Origin of the sequence: Paenibacillus sp. J53TS2 (assembly GCF_018403305.1) — a bacterium.
In the GTDB taxonomy this organism is placed as follows: domain Bacteria; phylum Bacillota; class Bacilli; order Paenibacillales; family Paenibacillaceae; genus Fontibacillus; species Fontibacillus rhizolycopersici.
On the sequence record NZ_BOSK01000007.1, the window covers coordinates 73,655 to 87,243 of the forward strand.

Below are 13,589 nucleotides of genomic sequence, written 5' to 3' on the forward strand. Positions count from 1 at the left end.
AGTAAATAATTGTCAAGGCTTGACAGGCTCCGTGTTCCCTGACATTTCAAAGACCCGCGAATCCCCCTGGATCCCCCCGACTGAAGGGATTGCCGGGAACCGGATCAACACTGTCGTGCCGATCCCGGGACGGCTAAACATCTTCACCCCATACTCCGTGCCGAAATGCAACTGAATGCGGCTATGTACGTTGCGTATGCCAAACCCGGCCTCCGCCCCGGGTGCCGGGTCGAAAATTTGCCGAAGCCGATCTTGCGGCATGCCGATCCCATCGTCGATGATTTTGAAGCAAACTTCCCGCCCTTTCGCATAACCTTGAACCCGGACGTGAATCGGATCGCCGAACCAGGCATGCTCCAACACGTTTTCGATAAACGGCTGCAGGACTAGCTTGACCGTGGACAAAGATAGGATCGCCGGGTCGACCTCGAAACCAAAGGACACCGCCTCCCCGAATTTCGTTCGCTGGATATTGATGTAAGCCTCCGCCTGGGCCAGCTCGCTGCGAATCGGAATGATGGTCCGCCCGTCGCTAAGCGACAAGCGGTAGAACTTCGCCAGATCAAGCACCATGCGCTGCAGCTTGTCAATCTCCCCGAACTTGGCGAGCCGGCTGATCGAGGACAGCGTATTATAGAGGAAATGCGGGTTGATCTGCGCCTGCAGCGTTTCCAGTTCGGCTTCCTTCTTCTCTAATTGGGACAGATAGACCTGCTCAATCAGCCGTTCGATATTGTGCCCCATCTCGTTTAGGGCAGAGGCGATCTGGGAAAACTCGTCTTTCCCCCGGTAGCGCATCCGTTTATGGAGATCCCCTTCGCGGAAGGCATTCAGAACCGACACGATTTTCGTTACCCGGATCGAAAAATAACGGGAAATGAACATCCCGGCAAACGTAAACACGATCAAGCACAACACGCAGATCAGGGTCACGAACCAACGTACCTTCGTCGAGTCCTGTTCCATGATCGTAAGCGGAACCCGGGCCGTGAGTACCCATCCCGGACCTGCGACCTCCTCGCGGATCGTTAAAAACTCTGCCGATTCCCCCCGACTTCCGGCAACGCCGGTCTCTTCGATCCCGCCGGATTCGTATAACGTCTTCCCCGCCCCATCTTGAATCAGCAATTGGCTGCCCTCGCCGATTTTGCGGTAGTCCAGTGCTTCGAACAACTCGCCGCTTCGCACGCTCAGTCGCAAGAAGCCGATTACCTGCAAATCGAGCGGCTTATCGCTGTCGACCAGCCGGCGCAGCAGCGAAATTCGGCCATACTCCATGTCCCTCTCTACCTCGCGCCAAACAAGCGTTTCTCCGTATTCCTCTTCCGGAAACTCCAGAACCCACGGTTTGTCCTGAATCCTCTGAAGATGATAGATGTTGTATTGCCCCTCGAGCGCATCCGGGTTCTCTTGTAGGAATGAACCGTGATACACTTCGGGCAGCGTATCGTTCTCAAGGAACACGTACATGGCCAAATTCAAACCGGTCGCATTCATGGCGATATGGAGCTTCGGTTGGAGTACCGTTGTCGTGCGTTCATAGCTGCTCCAGCCTTCCTCATAGCTGCGGAGTTGCCTCACCAGTGTATAGTCGTGGTATAGCATGGAGGAAACGCGCTCCACATCCGCCATTTTGTATTCCATGTTATCGCGGATTTGCAACAGCGTGCCTTGAATAGTGCTGCGGGTTTGCTTGCGGATGGATTCCTGATAAAGAGTGTGGGAGAAATAACCGATGGCGAGCACCGGAATCAGGATAAAAACAAGGTAGGTCAGCATCAGCTTGTAGCCGAACGGTAGGTAACGGGGCGACCGGTTTGGCGAAACGCGGAGAATCTTCATCAAGGCGACTCACTCCCGTTTGCGGAATTCCATCGGCGTCATCCCGAAGGTTTCCTTAAATTGCCGGCTGAAATATGGCATATAGCGATACCCGACCTGACCGGCGACCTCATAGATTTTCACCTTGGGGTCCCTTAGCAGCTCACGCGCCCGCTTCATCCGAAGCTCGGTCAGCATTTCGCTGAAGCCTTGGCCGGTTTCTTCTTTAAAGAGGTGTCCCAAATAATTGGGGGAAAAAGCAAACTGCTGGGCGATTTGCTTCAAAGTGAGGTTCTCGTGGAGACGCGCCTGCATGGTGGCCACGATTTCCTTGATCAACCGGCTGCTGCCTGGCATGTTCCTCAGGTCCGATGGGTCCGAAGGCTCCGGTTCGGCGAGCCGATCACGGGCGTCCTTTGACTCTCTGCCGTCTTGTGCTCCCAAAGCTTGCATCATTTGAAGGAACTGTTCCTCCGTGCGTTTGCGATTCGCCTCGTACTCAAGCTCAAGGGTGATTTGCCGCAACGAAGCGACCAGCTCTTCATCGTCCATCGGTTTCAGCACATAGCTGCACGCCTTCAACGAAAGCGCTTGCTTAACAAAGTGGAAGTCCTGGTGCCCGCTGACAAACACGACGCGGACGTCCGGCTTTCGGTCCAACGCTCGGCGCGCCAGCTCCAGTCCCGACATATTCGGCATGTTGACGTCTGTCACCAAAATATCGACGGACTGCCGTTCCATCAGCTCACAGGCCGAGAAGCCGTTGCTTACGGCGCCTACGACCTCCATCCCCAGCTCGGACCAGGGAATAAACGTCCTCATGCCCTCCAGGTCGAGATGCTCGTCATCGGCAAGTAATACCTTATACAAGATCGTCTGCCCCCTTTTCCCTTTGCGGAAGTTCGGTGTATCCCTAAGTATACCCGTCCCCCCCGGCGGTTGAGAACGGAGAATATCCTCTAATAACAGCAGGCGTTTACGGATGTTCGGCGCGATGCAAGAAAGGGGAGCCCGAAAAAAACGGGTCCCCTCTTCGTATGTCCTGCTTCCTCGCCCTAGTTGCCCTGGATCATCTTCAAGTTTTCATGCCAGCGCTGAGTGTAATAATCCAGCAGCTTCTCGAACCCGATGGACATCGTATCGTCATGCGCTTTGTCCAGAATCGCCAGCGCCTCCTCATCTGTCTTCGCGTACAGGGCTTGAGCTCTCGCTTTCTGCCAAATGTCTTTGCCGCTTTGGAAGGTGATTCCCTCCTCTGTATCCGGCAGCGGGAACAAGTTGATAAACTCGGTCGCATCCCCTTGGGTTTTCCACGTGATTTCATACTGCCAATAGGTCGACCAGTTTCGCTCGTTCTCCGGCAGCGTTGCTTCGAATTTCCCCTTGATGTCGTCGACGTATACGGTATTGCCGACCCACATTAACGGGTCCATCTTCGCTTGGTAGTCCGCGAGCTTCTCTTTGTCCTTCGTATAGTTCTCCGTAAACTTCGGCGTGATGCCGTCGGCTTCACGTCCCTGCCAGAACTCGCCCTCGACGCCCCACATCTGCAAGGTCATCCCTTCCGGACCGGTCCACCAATCCAGGAAAGCGAAGATCGCCTCCGGATCTTTGGCGCCGGTCGTAATCACAGCGGCGTTCCAGCCAAGCATATTATAGGTGCCGGGATACGTTTTGTTTTTGTCCAGCCCTTCCTTGTGGATCGGCCAGATCATGATGTAGCCGGCGTCCGGATCCTTCTGGGTTAAAGCCGCATGGGCCTGCATTGCATATAAGGTCGGGTTAGAGGAAGTATATACCGCCACTCGGCCGTTCATCAACTTCTCCTGCACCTGATCCCGCGTTTGCGTCATCGCATCCTGCGTCATCAGCTTCTCGCGGAACAGCTTCGCCGCGTACACCACCGATTCACGGTAAGCCTCATCCTTATAAATCGAAGTCATCTTATCCCCGCTCGGAACGGCAAAATAACGCGGAAAGCTTAAATTGTTCTCTTTAAACGCGGAGTAGATTTGATCCAGGCCGTGGCCTTCGCTGGCCAGATCCGTCTCCAGCGGAATCACGTCCGGATATTTCTCCTTCACGAGCTTTAAGTAGGCGTACAAATCATCGGTCGTTTCCAGCTTGGGCGAGCCCAGCTCCGTATATATCTTCTTGTTCACGACCCACCCGGCATTGCCGTTCGGACGGTTCGTATACCAGTTCGGGAACTGGTACAGCTTGCCGTCGGGGGATCGCAGCATATTTAGCGCTTTCGGATCCAGCCACTTCTTCAGATTCGGATACTTCTCGATGTAATCATCCAAGGGGACCAGCAGCCCTGCTTCACGCAACCGCTCGACATCGGCTCCCCGCTCGCCCCAAATCACGTCCGGCAAATCTCCCGAGGCGATCATCGTATTCAGCTTTTGAACCGTATTTCCGCCGTTCGGGATTTCCGTGATGTTCACCTTCTTGTTCTCCTTGACCCAGGTGGTGGTCTCATCGGCGCCCCATTTCGGCATGGTGTACCAATCGTAGTTGCCGTATAACGTAAATTCCAGCGGCTCCTTGCCAAGCTCGTAAAGCTGCGGTTCAGCAGATTCGGCTTGGTTGTTCTTCGCATTGCCGCTGTTCTCCTTCGGCGCCTCGGCGGTATTGCCGCCATTTCCGTTGTTCCCCCCGCCGCCGGAGCATCCCGCGATAAACAAGGCGATCACCAGGAAAATAACCATCATTCGGCTTAACCGTATTCCCCTCTTTTGCATGCGACTGTTATCCCCTTTCTACTTACATTTTTATGTTCAAAGCAAAACCATTTGCTCCAAACCCCATGGCTACTCCTTCAGGGAACCCACCAGAACCCCTTTGACAAAATACTTCTGCACGAATGGATACACCAGGACGATCGGGAGCGTTGCCACCATCATCGTTGCCATCGAGAGCGATTTGCTGGTGACGGTTTTGGCCTGCGCCATATGGGCCTGCGCCGCTGCGTCCAAATTGGCCGTCTGCTCGGAGACGATATTGGAGGCGAGAATTTGCTTGAGAATGGTCTGAATCGGCAGCAGCTCCTCCTTCGAAATGTAGATGCTGGCCACAAACCACTCGTTCCAGTGTCCAACTGCCGTAAACAGCGACAGCGTTGCGATAACTGGCCCCGACAACGGCAACACAATGCGGAACAGGGTTCCCCAATTCCCGCAGCCATCGATCTTGGCCGATTCCTCTAACCCTAGGGGTAGCCCCTGGAAGAAGGTACGGAAGATGATCATGTTCCACACCCCGATCAGCGAAGGAATAATATAAACCCAAAACGAGTTGAACATCCCTAAGTTACGAATGAGCAGAAAGGTCGGAATCAACCCGCCGGAAAAATACATCGTAAAGATACATATCAGCATGTAATACTTACGTCCCATCAGCTCACGTTTCGTCATTCCGTAGGAGAAGATCGCGGTTGCCAAGATCGCACTGACCGTCCCGACGACGGTCCGGAGTACGGAGATGACGAAACCCGACATTAACCGTTCGTCCTGAAAGACGACCTCGTAATTCTCCATGGTGAAGGCCCGCGGCCAGAGAGTAACCCCGCCTTTCGCGGTATCCAACCCCTCATTCAGCGAGATCGCAATGGCATTCAGGAACGGATATAACGTGGAGAGAGCAAAGACGATTAAGAAGACATAGATGAAAGCAACCATGACCCGGTCACCTCTGCTGCTAAACATCGCAAACACCTCCTCCTGATTACCATAAGCTGTTGCCGGATTTGCGGGCCACATAGTTGGCGATGGTCAACAACCCGACGCTGACGACCGCTTTGAATAATCCGACGGCGGTAGCGTAGGAATATCGGTAGTTGTTGATCCCGACCCTGATCACATACGTATCGATCACGTCAGACACATCCCGCAGCGCCGGGTTCACGGCCAACACGAGGATATCCTCGAAGCCGGCGCTTAGCAAATTGCCGATCGCCAATATCATAAAGATCGAGATCACCGGCATGATGGATGGAAGCGTTATCAAATAAATCTGCTTGAAGCGGCTGGCTCCGTCAATCGAAGCCGCCTCATACGTATTCGGGTCCACCCCGGCAATCGCCGCCAGGTAGACGATGGAACCGAAGCCGATTTCCTTCCACACGTTGGTCGTAATCAGGATGCTCCAGAAATACTCGGGCAGGGACAGGAAGTTGATCGGTTCCTGAATGGTACCGAGCCGCTCCAGCAACAGGTTTAAGCTGCCATTATCCGTTGCGAGCAGCGAGGCGACCAGTCCGCCGAGAATGACCCAGGACATGAAATGCGGTAAATACGTAATGGTCTGCACCACTCTTTTGAAAGCCATTTTCCGCACTTCGTTCAGCATTAGAGCCAACAGGATCGGCGCAGGAAAACCGATGCAGAACTTCAGCAAGCTGATCACAATCGTATTGCGCATCACCGTATAGAAATCCGGCGATTGAAAGAAGTAGGCGAAGTGCTTCCAGCCCACCCACGGACTACCGGTAAAGCTGTGTCCGATCTTGTAATCCTGAAAGGCGATCAGGACGCCGTACATCGGAATGTAGCTGAACACGAATATGAGCGCGAGTGCCGGGAGTACCATAAGCTGCAGGTCGATTTGCCGAATAAAACGCGCGAACCCGTTGTTCCTCCTCTTGTAAGGCACGCGCGGCATGGCGGGTTGCATTTCCTGATCGACGGATAGCCGGGCCATACGCTTCTCCCCTTTTCGCTTTATTCATCTTGTGAGTTATTGTATATTGGCCCCGGCCGCTTGCCTACCTGACCAATCAACGAAATGTGATAATAATCAATCGGCTATGATTTCATTTCCTCTGCCTGGGGAATTAGTGTAATATAAGTCCGTATTGCATTTAAGGGCATTTCGAGGATTTAACTTATGTTTAGGGGGCTTTATTTACGTGAAATCCGAATCTTCTACGCTGCAGAAAAAACTGCTGCCCCGCCATATCAGCTTCATGGCTATGGGCGGTGTCATCGGCACCGGCATCTTTAAAGGCAGTGCCGAGACCGTCAGCTTGGCAGGTCCTGGCGTGATCTTCTCCTACGTCTTCGCCGGCCTGCTGCTGCTTGTCGTCATGGGCGCAATTGCCGAAATGGCCACCGTGTATCCCGGCCGAAACATGAAGGACTTCATCCGCGAGGCGTTTGGGGAGCGTATCTCGTTCATCTTGGGTTGGCTGTATTGTTTCATGTGGCTAGCTGTTTGCGTGATTGAAGTGATCGCTGCCGGCAGCTTCCTGCAGTTCTGGCTGCCGGACGTGCCGCTGTGGGTGCTCAGCCTGGCCAGCGCCATCTTTATCCTCGCCATCAATATGATGAGCGTAGGTGGTTACGGTGAATTTGAATTTTGGCTGGCCGGGGTCAAGATCGCGATGATTATTGTGTTTATCTTGCTTGGTGCGGCTATGTTGTTTGGCTTCATCCCGGGTGCGGAAGCCTCGTTCCCGCGCAATTACATCGATTACGGCGGCTTTTTTCCGAACGGATGGACGGCAATCTTCTCGGCGCTGCTGGTCGTCATGTTCTCCTACGGTGGCTCCGAGCTGATCGGCCTCACCTTGTCGGAGGCCAAGGACGCTGAAAAGGTACTCCCCCGGGTAGTCAAAAACTTTATTTTGCGCGTGGTGCTGTTTTATACCTTGCCGATCTTGATCATTTGCGGGCTTATTCCGTGGAATAGTCTTAGCGAGCAGACCAGCCCGTTCGTACAAGTGCTGACGTCGGCAGGGCTGCAAGGCGCGGCGCATTTAATGAACTTCATCCTGATTACGGCCGTCTTGTCCGCAGCCAATTCCGGCATTTACGGTGCTACTCGGATGCTCCATTCGATGGCCACCGGCGGCGAGGCGCCGGCCAAGTTGGCGCGGATTTCGTCCAAGGGCGTGCCGATCAACAGCTTGATTCTTAGCGGGATTGTCCTGATCCTGGGCTCCATGCTCGCCGTTCTCAATCAAGCGGGATTGTTCCGCCTGCTGATGGCCGTGCCCGGCTTTGTCGTCCTGCTCGTGTGGATTACGATCTGCTTGTCCCAGCTGAAGCTTCGTCGGCGTTATCCGACTGTGCCTAGCTTTAAAGTTTGGGGATTTCCTTATCTAACGGTGCTGGCCGTCATCGGTTTAGCGGTCATTGCCCTGCTGTTCCTGTTCGACGCGCAGAACCGCATCAGCATCGGCGTATGCCTTGCCGTACTGGTTCTGTTGATCGGATGGTCAACTGTCCGATTCCGCACGCGCCCAAGCCAGAGAGACTAGCAGCCTAGCAGTTCAAAAGCTCGGACCCTGCATTCCCCTGTTCCTCCCGTTCCCCTGCCCATGTTACAATGAAGGCAGAGGAGAGATTACAACTATTGGGGGAGACCATGGAACTTCAGGTTGTTACGGAATTAGTATTGCGCAAGCCAAAACGGCGTCACCGGATCGCTCGCCGCATCCGGAATGCCTACCAATACGATACCGCCTACTGGCGATCCGCCGTTGCCGGCCCCTGGGGGGCCGGCATGTTCGCGTTTGGTCTGTTGGCGCTGGGCATGCCGACCGGGCTCGGAACCGCGGTCGACTTACTCCTGTTTCTGCTGGCGGGAACGCTCGCGCTTTACCTGATTGCTCACCTCACTACACTGCTGATAGCCTTGATCGGCTTGCCGATCCCCCGGCTGTTTACGGGGGCGGTCTTGTTTGATTACGCCGCCTCCTTCCTGATTTTCTACTATAACGAAGTATCCCTAGCCGCAGCTGCGATGGTGGCTGCGGTAATCAGCTTGGCGGGGATCGCCGCCGGACTGCTGGCAGGAATGCTTGCCAGCCGGCGCCTCCGGCTTCGTCATAAAGCGGCGATCACCCTGACGGCGGTGTTGCTCGTTGCGGCGGCTGCGATCTGGTCTTTTGCTCCGGGGACGGGCAACGACTCCACCGTGCCCGCATTCCAAGGCGTGCAAAGCGCCGGGTTGTTGCAGGAAGCCGGCGAGGCTGGGGACGGCGGCAGACTATTGGCCGATCAGCCGGATAACCCCGCCGAACCCGGGCCCTATGCTGTGTCGACCTTTACGTACGGTAGCGGGAACGACACTTGGCAACCCGAATACGGTGAATCGGTTGACGTTACGTCCCAGGCGGTGGATGCTTCAGCTTATATCAAGAAGTGGTCGGTCTACCGAACCGCTTATTGGGGATTTAATCAACGTGCATTACCGCTGAACGGCAGAGTCTGGATGCCCGCTATGGCGGAAGGGAAGGACTCTACTGAAAGTCCTTCCCACTTTCCGATCGTCCTCATCGTTCACGGGAATCACTTAATGGAAGACTTCTCCGACGACGGCTACGCTTATCTCGGGGAACTGCTGGCCAGCCGTGGGTTCATTGCCGTCTCGGTTGATGAGAATTTCCTGAATTACTCCGTATGGACAGGGATTCCCGACAACGATATGAAAGTCCGGGCCTGGGTCCTGCTCAAGCATCTGCAGCAAATCGGCGATTTTGCCAACGAGCCCGGCAACCCGTTGTACGGCAAAGTCGACTTTGCCCGCATCGGCCTAGCTGGCCATTCCCGAGGGGGGCAGGCGGTGGCGATGGCCGCCGATTATAAGGATTGGTTCGGGAGTGATACGGAGCTGATTCAGAGCCTCGCCTCGTACCAAATCGAGGCCGTAGCCGCCATAGCGCCTACCGACAGGAAAGTAGACGGCAAGGTCACTCAGTTGAAGGATGTCAGTTATTTAACGCTCCAAGGCGCCCGGGACGGCGACGTTAGCGACTTTGACGGAGACCGGCAGTACATGCGAACGAGTTATTCATCGGGCGAGGAGCGGTTCAAGGCTTCTCTGTACATCGGGGATGCCAATCACAGCCAATTCAACAGCAGTTGGGGCGGCCGCGACGTCAGCTATCCGAAGGGCATCCTGCTTAGCCGGGACGGAATGTTGTCGCCGGCCGAACAGCGAAGCATCGCCAAGGTGTACCTTTCGGCATTCTTCGAAGAGACGCTGCGTGGCGGGGAGTCAGGGAACGACGGCCAATCGGGCCGGTACCTCCCGTTACTGCAGGATTATCGCGTCGGTCTGGACTGGCTCCCAGACACGGCTTACTACAACCGGTTTGAGAGCGGTTCGTTTACGGCCTGGGCCCGCTACGATGAGGATTCGAACCGGGCGACGCTGCCCGGTGGCGGGAAAGCGGCAGCCCGTGGATTATCCTGGAGAGAAGAGGATGCGAAGAACCGGCAAAAAGGCGTCAAGCCCTCCCGCGGGATCGTCCTGGAGCGCCGGCTGAGCGGAAACGAGCCGTCCACTTACGCGCTAAGCTGGAAGCAAGGCGCTCCCCTACCAGCTAGCGGTAGGCTGGAGGGGCTCGCGTTCTCGCTAACCGACCGCAGCTTTGAGCTGGAAGACGATACGCCGGATGCGCCCTTGGCTGCGGGGGCCGTCACGGTTGAGGTAGAGCTCATTGACGGCAACGGCACCTCCGTCCGCCTGCCTCTGACGAGATTCATGGAAGCCGAACCGTTGCCAATCACGTCGTTTACGATCCACCCTTGGCTGGACCGCCACCTATCGGACGGGAAATACAAGCATCCGACGGAAGCGGTATATCAAACGTACCGGCTGGCGATGGAAGACTTCATTGCAGCCAATCCGGATTTCGACCCGGATACTGGAATCCTAGAGTTTGCCTTTCAACTCAGCGGCGGCTCCGCCAAGCTGATGCTCGACGATATCGGAGCCTACTGACACGCAAAAAACGCTTATTCCCAACGGCCACCTAATGGCGTCGTTGGAATAAGCGTTTCTTTTTTTGATCATGAACGTGATTCGGTTTCTTTCGGGACCAGCTTGTAGATCTCTCCGCTTTCCATCGTATCGATGAGACGATCCAGCCATTCGTAATACTTCACCGTTTCCTTCATCTTGCGGACGTCTTCCTCCAACACCCTGCGAAGCGGCCCCTCCACCTCTTCCGTCATCGCTTTGGTCAATTCCTCGATCGAGCGGCGCAACACCAGGATATTGCCTTCCACCGCTTTTCTCCATTTTATTGCGAAAAAGTCCGTAAACGTTTGGTACCAGTCGTATTCTACTTCATATAAGTCCTTGCGGGAGCCTTTCTCCCACACTTTATTGACCATTTTGAGATCCAGCAGGGTGCGAACTCCCGTACTCATGCTGGTTTTGCTCATTTTCATTTCCATGCCCATCTCATCAAGCGTCATCGGTTTGTCGGCAAAGAATAATAACCCGTACAAGTGCCCTGTCGATAAGGAGACCCCGTACAAATCCATGTTTCGTCCGATCGCCTCGATCACTCGCTTGCGTACCTTCATTAATAATGCCTGTTGCTCATCGGTGAGCTGGTCCAAGCTCATGCTTGCAACCTCCTATTCATTTGCAAAAAAACTCTCCGGCTGTAGCGCGTTTAACCCGTAAACCTTAAATCACCACGCGGCTCAACGCTTATTCTATCTTAAGAAAGTCAAGACCAAATGTAAAGAAGCAGCCTAGGGAGCATTTGGGAGGATTATGGAGTTATCCGGAAGATCTTTACGTTCAGTTTTTTCTGTACGTTCCTTACGTACGGTTTTCGGCTTTGCGTTCTTGACAAGAGGTTTGTTAAGCTTACATCACGGATTGATGCGATACGGTCTCGCTCGGCCATTTTCTAGCAGTGAGCTGATATCGAAGGGGGAACTGAAGATTTAGAAAAGGAGTGAATCTATGAATCAGCCATTATTGCAAGTACGTGAAGTCAGTAAGTTATTTGGCCCTCATCCAGAGCAGGGCATTCCCTTATTAAAACAAGGTTACACCAAAGAGCGTCTACTCAAAGACAAAGGGGTTACGGTCGGCGTCGGGCAGGTCAGCTTGGACATCCGAGAAGGTGAAATTTTCGTCATCATGGGCTTGTCCGGGAGCGGCAAATCGACGTTGGTTCGCATGCTCAATCGGCTAATTGAACCGACGGCCGGAGAAATCCTGCTGCATGGCCGGGACCTCCGTAAAATGAACAAAAGCGAGTTGCGCGAGGTGCGGCGTAAATCGATTAGCATGGTGTTTCAGAAGTTCGCCTTGTTCCCACACCGAACCGTCCTGCAGAACGTGGAATACGGACTGGAAATCCAGAAGGTTGCAAAAAAAGAGCGTCGCGACAAAGCGATGCAAGCGCTGGAGCTCGTCGGCTTGAAGGGCTGGGAGCTCAAAATGCCCGATCAGCTAAGCGGCGGTATGCAGCAACGGGTCGGCCTGGCCCGCGCGCTGGCCAATGACCCGGAAATCCTGTTGATGGACGAAGCGTTCAGCGCACTCGATCCGCTCATTCGCCGTGACATGCAAGATGAACTGCTAGAACTGCAGGAGAAGATGAAGAAAACCATCGTCTTCATTACGCATGATCTGGATGAGGCCCTGCGCCTCGGCGATCGGATTGCCTTGATGAAAGACGGGGCGCTCGTCCAGATCGGTACGCCGGAGGAAATGTTGATGAACCCGGCCAACCGCTATGTGGAACGATTTATCGAGGATGTGGATTTGTCCAAGGTGCTGACTGCGGCCCGCGTGATGCGCCGGCCGGAGACGGTCACCTTGGATCGGGGGCCACGTGTTGCCCTCGAATTAATGCGCGAACGTGCGATCTCTAACCTGTTCGTCATCGGTCGGGGCAAACAGCTGCTCGGTGTTATTACGGCTGAGGATGCCTCCCGCGCCGCGAAATCCGGTGTGGGACTCGAGGAGATTCTGATCACGGACGGCCCCCGCGTAGCTCCGGACACGGTACTGAGTGATCTGTTTGAGGTCACTAGCTCGTCCAAGGTTCCGCTTGCGGTCGTTGACGAGCAAGAGCGGTTGCTTGGCGTGATCGTACGCGGCGCCGTGTTGGGTGCCCTCGCCGGAGAGAGCCATCACGAATCCAAGGAGGTGAGCCCAAATGAAGTCCATACCGAAATTGCCGTTAGCCGAGTGGATTGAATCGCTGGTGGACGGTATGGAACAGACGCTCGGCGGATTTTTCGACGGATTGTCCATGGCGATCGAAACGATCGTTGATTTTTTCGCAGGATTGTTTCTGCTGCCGCACCCCCTGCTGTTTATCGTCATCATCGGAATCATTGCTTATTTGATCGGAAAATGGCAGTTGGCCCTATTCACCGTCATCGGGTTCCTTCTGATCGATAACCTCGGTTATTGGGACGAAACCATGAGTACGTTAGGTCTGGTTATCACGTCCGGGCTGATTTCAATCCTGCTTGGGATTCCAATCGGCATTTGGAGCGCCTACAGCAAGCTAGTCCATCGGATCGTTTCGCCGCTGCTGGATTTCATGCAGACGATGCCGGCATTCGTCTATCTGCTGCCGGCCGTGACTTTCTTTAGCCTAGGTGTCGTTCCCGGGGTGATCGCTTCGGTGATTTTCGCCATCCCGCCAACGATCCGGCTCACTTATCTTGGCATCAAGCAAGTGTCCGGCGAGCTGACGGAAGCGGCCAACGCCTTCGGCTCCACGTCCTGGCAGAAGCTGTTCAAGGTGGAGCTTCCGCTTGCCATGCCTACGCTGATGGCCGGGGTGAACCAAACGATCATGTTGTCGTTGTCAATGGTGGTCATCGCCTCCATGATCGGAGCGCAAGGTATCGGGGCTACCGTCTATCGAGCAGTCACCCAGTTGAAAATCGGGCAAGGGTTTGAGGCCGGTCTGGCCGTGGTCGTCTTGGCCATCGTGCTCGACCGCTTTACACAAAATTTGTTTAAATCCAAATCACAAAGGGGAGATT

General features: G+C 54.6%; 9 protein-coding genes and 1 pseudogene. 4 read left to right on the forward strand and 6 right to left on the reverse strand.

Features of this window, described 5'->3' with window-relative positions; all coding sequences use genetic code 11:
* Positions 1-12: 12 nt before the first annotated feature.
* From KJS42_RS16105 to KJS42_RS16125, 5 genes are all read right to left on the reverse strand, one after another.
* Positions 13-1,842 (reverse strand): cache domain-containing sensor histidine kinase, encoded by a 1,830-nt coding sequence (locus KJS42_RS16105; RefSeq protein ID WP_213623532.1) that lies wholly within the window; start codon positions 1,840-1,842, stop codon positions 13-15.
* A 9-nt stretch (positions 1,843-1,851) separates the two neighbouring features.
* On the reverse strand, positions 1,852-2,691 hold the full coding sequence (locus KJS42_RS16110; protein WP_155606470.1) for a response regulator transcription factor: 840 nt from the start codon (positions 2,689-2,691) through the stop codon (positions 1,852-1,854).
* A 185-nt stretch (positions 2,692-2,876) separates the two neighbouring features.
* On the reverse strand, positions 2,877-4,568 hold the full coding sequence (locus KJS42_RS16115) for an extracellular solute-binding protein (RefSeq protein WP_155606469.1): 1,692 nt from the start codon (positions 4,566-4,568) through the stop codon (positions 2,877-2,879).
* A 69-nt stretch (positions 4,569-4,637) separates the two neighbouring features.
* On the reverse strand, positions 4,638-5,531 hold the full coding sequence (locus tag KJS42_RS16120; protein WP_213623442.1) for a carbohydrate ABC transporter permease: 894 nt from the start codon (positions 5,529-5,531) through the stop codon (positions 4,638-4,640).
* Positions 5,532-5,550: 19 nt separating this feature from the next.
* Positions 5,551-6,525: an ABC transporter permease gene (locus tag KJS42_RS16125; RefSeq protein ID WP_193415530.1), complete on the reverse strand. Its 975-nt coding sequence runs from the start codon at positions 6,523-6,525 to the stop codon at positions 5,551-5,553.
* 208 nt (positions 6,526-6,733) lie between these two features.
* On the opposite strand from KJS42_RS16125, the gene KJS42_RS16130 reads away from it, so the two are divergent.
* Complete coding sequence (locus tag KJS42_RS16130; RefSeq protein ID WP_213623443.1) at positions 6,734-8,086, forward strand: amino acid permease; 1,353 nt, start codon at positions 6,734-6,736, stop codon at positions 8,084-8,086.
* A 107-nt stretch (positions 8,087-8,193) separates the two neighbouring features.
* On the forward strand, positions 8,194-10,557 hold the full coding sequence (locus KJS42_RS16135) for an alpha/beta hydrolase family protein (RefSeq protein ID WP_213623444.1): 2,364 nt from the start codon (positions 8,194-8,196) through the stop codon (positions 10,555-10,557).
* Positions 10,558-10,625: 68 nt separating this feature from the next.
* Here KJS42_RS16135 and KJS42_RS16140 read toward each other — a convergent pair whose 3' ends face one another.
* Complete coding sequence (locus tag KJS42_RS16140; RefSeq protein ID WP_213623445.1) at positions 10,626-11,189, reverse strand: GbsR/MarR family transcriptional regulator; 564 nt, start codon at positions 11,187-11,189, stop codon at positions 10,626-10,628.
* 349 nt (positions 11,190-11,538) lie between these two features.
* Here KJS42_RS16140 and KJS42_RS16145 point away from each other — a divergent pair, with 349 nt between their 5' ends.
* Both KJS42_RS16145 and KJS42_RS16150 read left to right on the forward strand, forming a co-directional pair.
* On the forward strand, positions 11,539-12,786 hold the full coding sequence (locus KJS42_RS16145; protein WP_155606463.1) for a quaternary amine ABC transporter ATP-binding protein: 1,248 nt from the start codon (positions 11,539-11,541) through the stop codon (positions 12,784-12,786).
* Positions 12,746-13,577, forward strand: a pseudogene (locus tag KJS42_RS16150) (ABC transporter permease); the annotation flags it as partial. The gene KJS42_RS16145 and the pseudogene KJS42_RS16150, both read left to right, overlap by 41 nt.
* Positions 13,578-13,589: the final 12 nt, after the last annotated feature.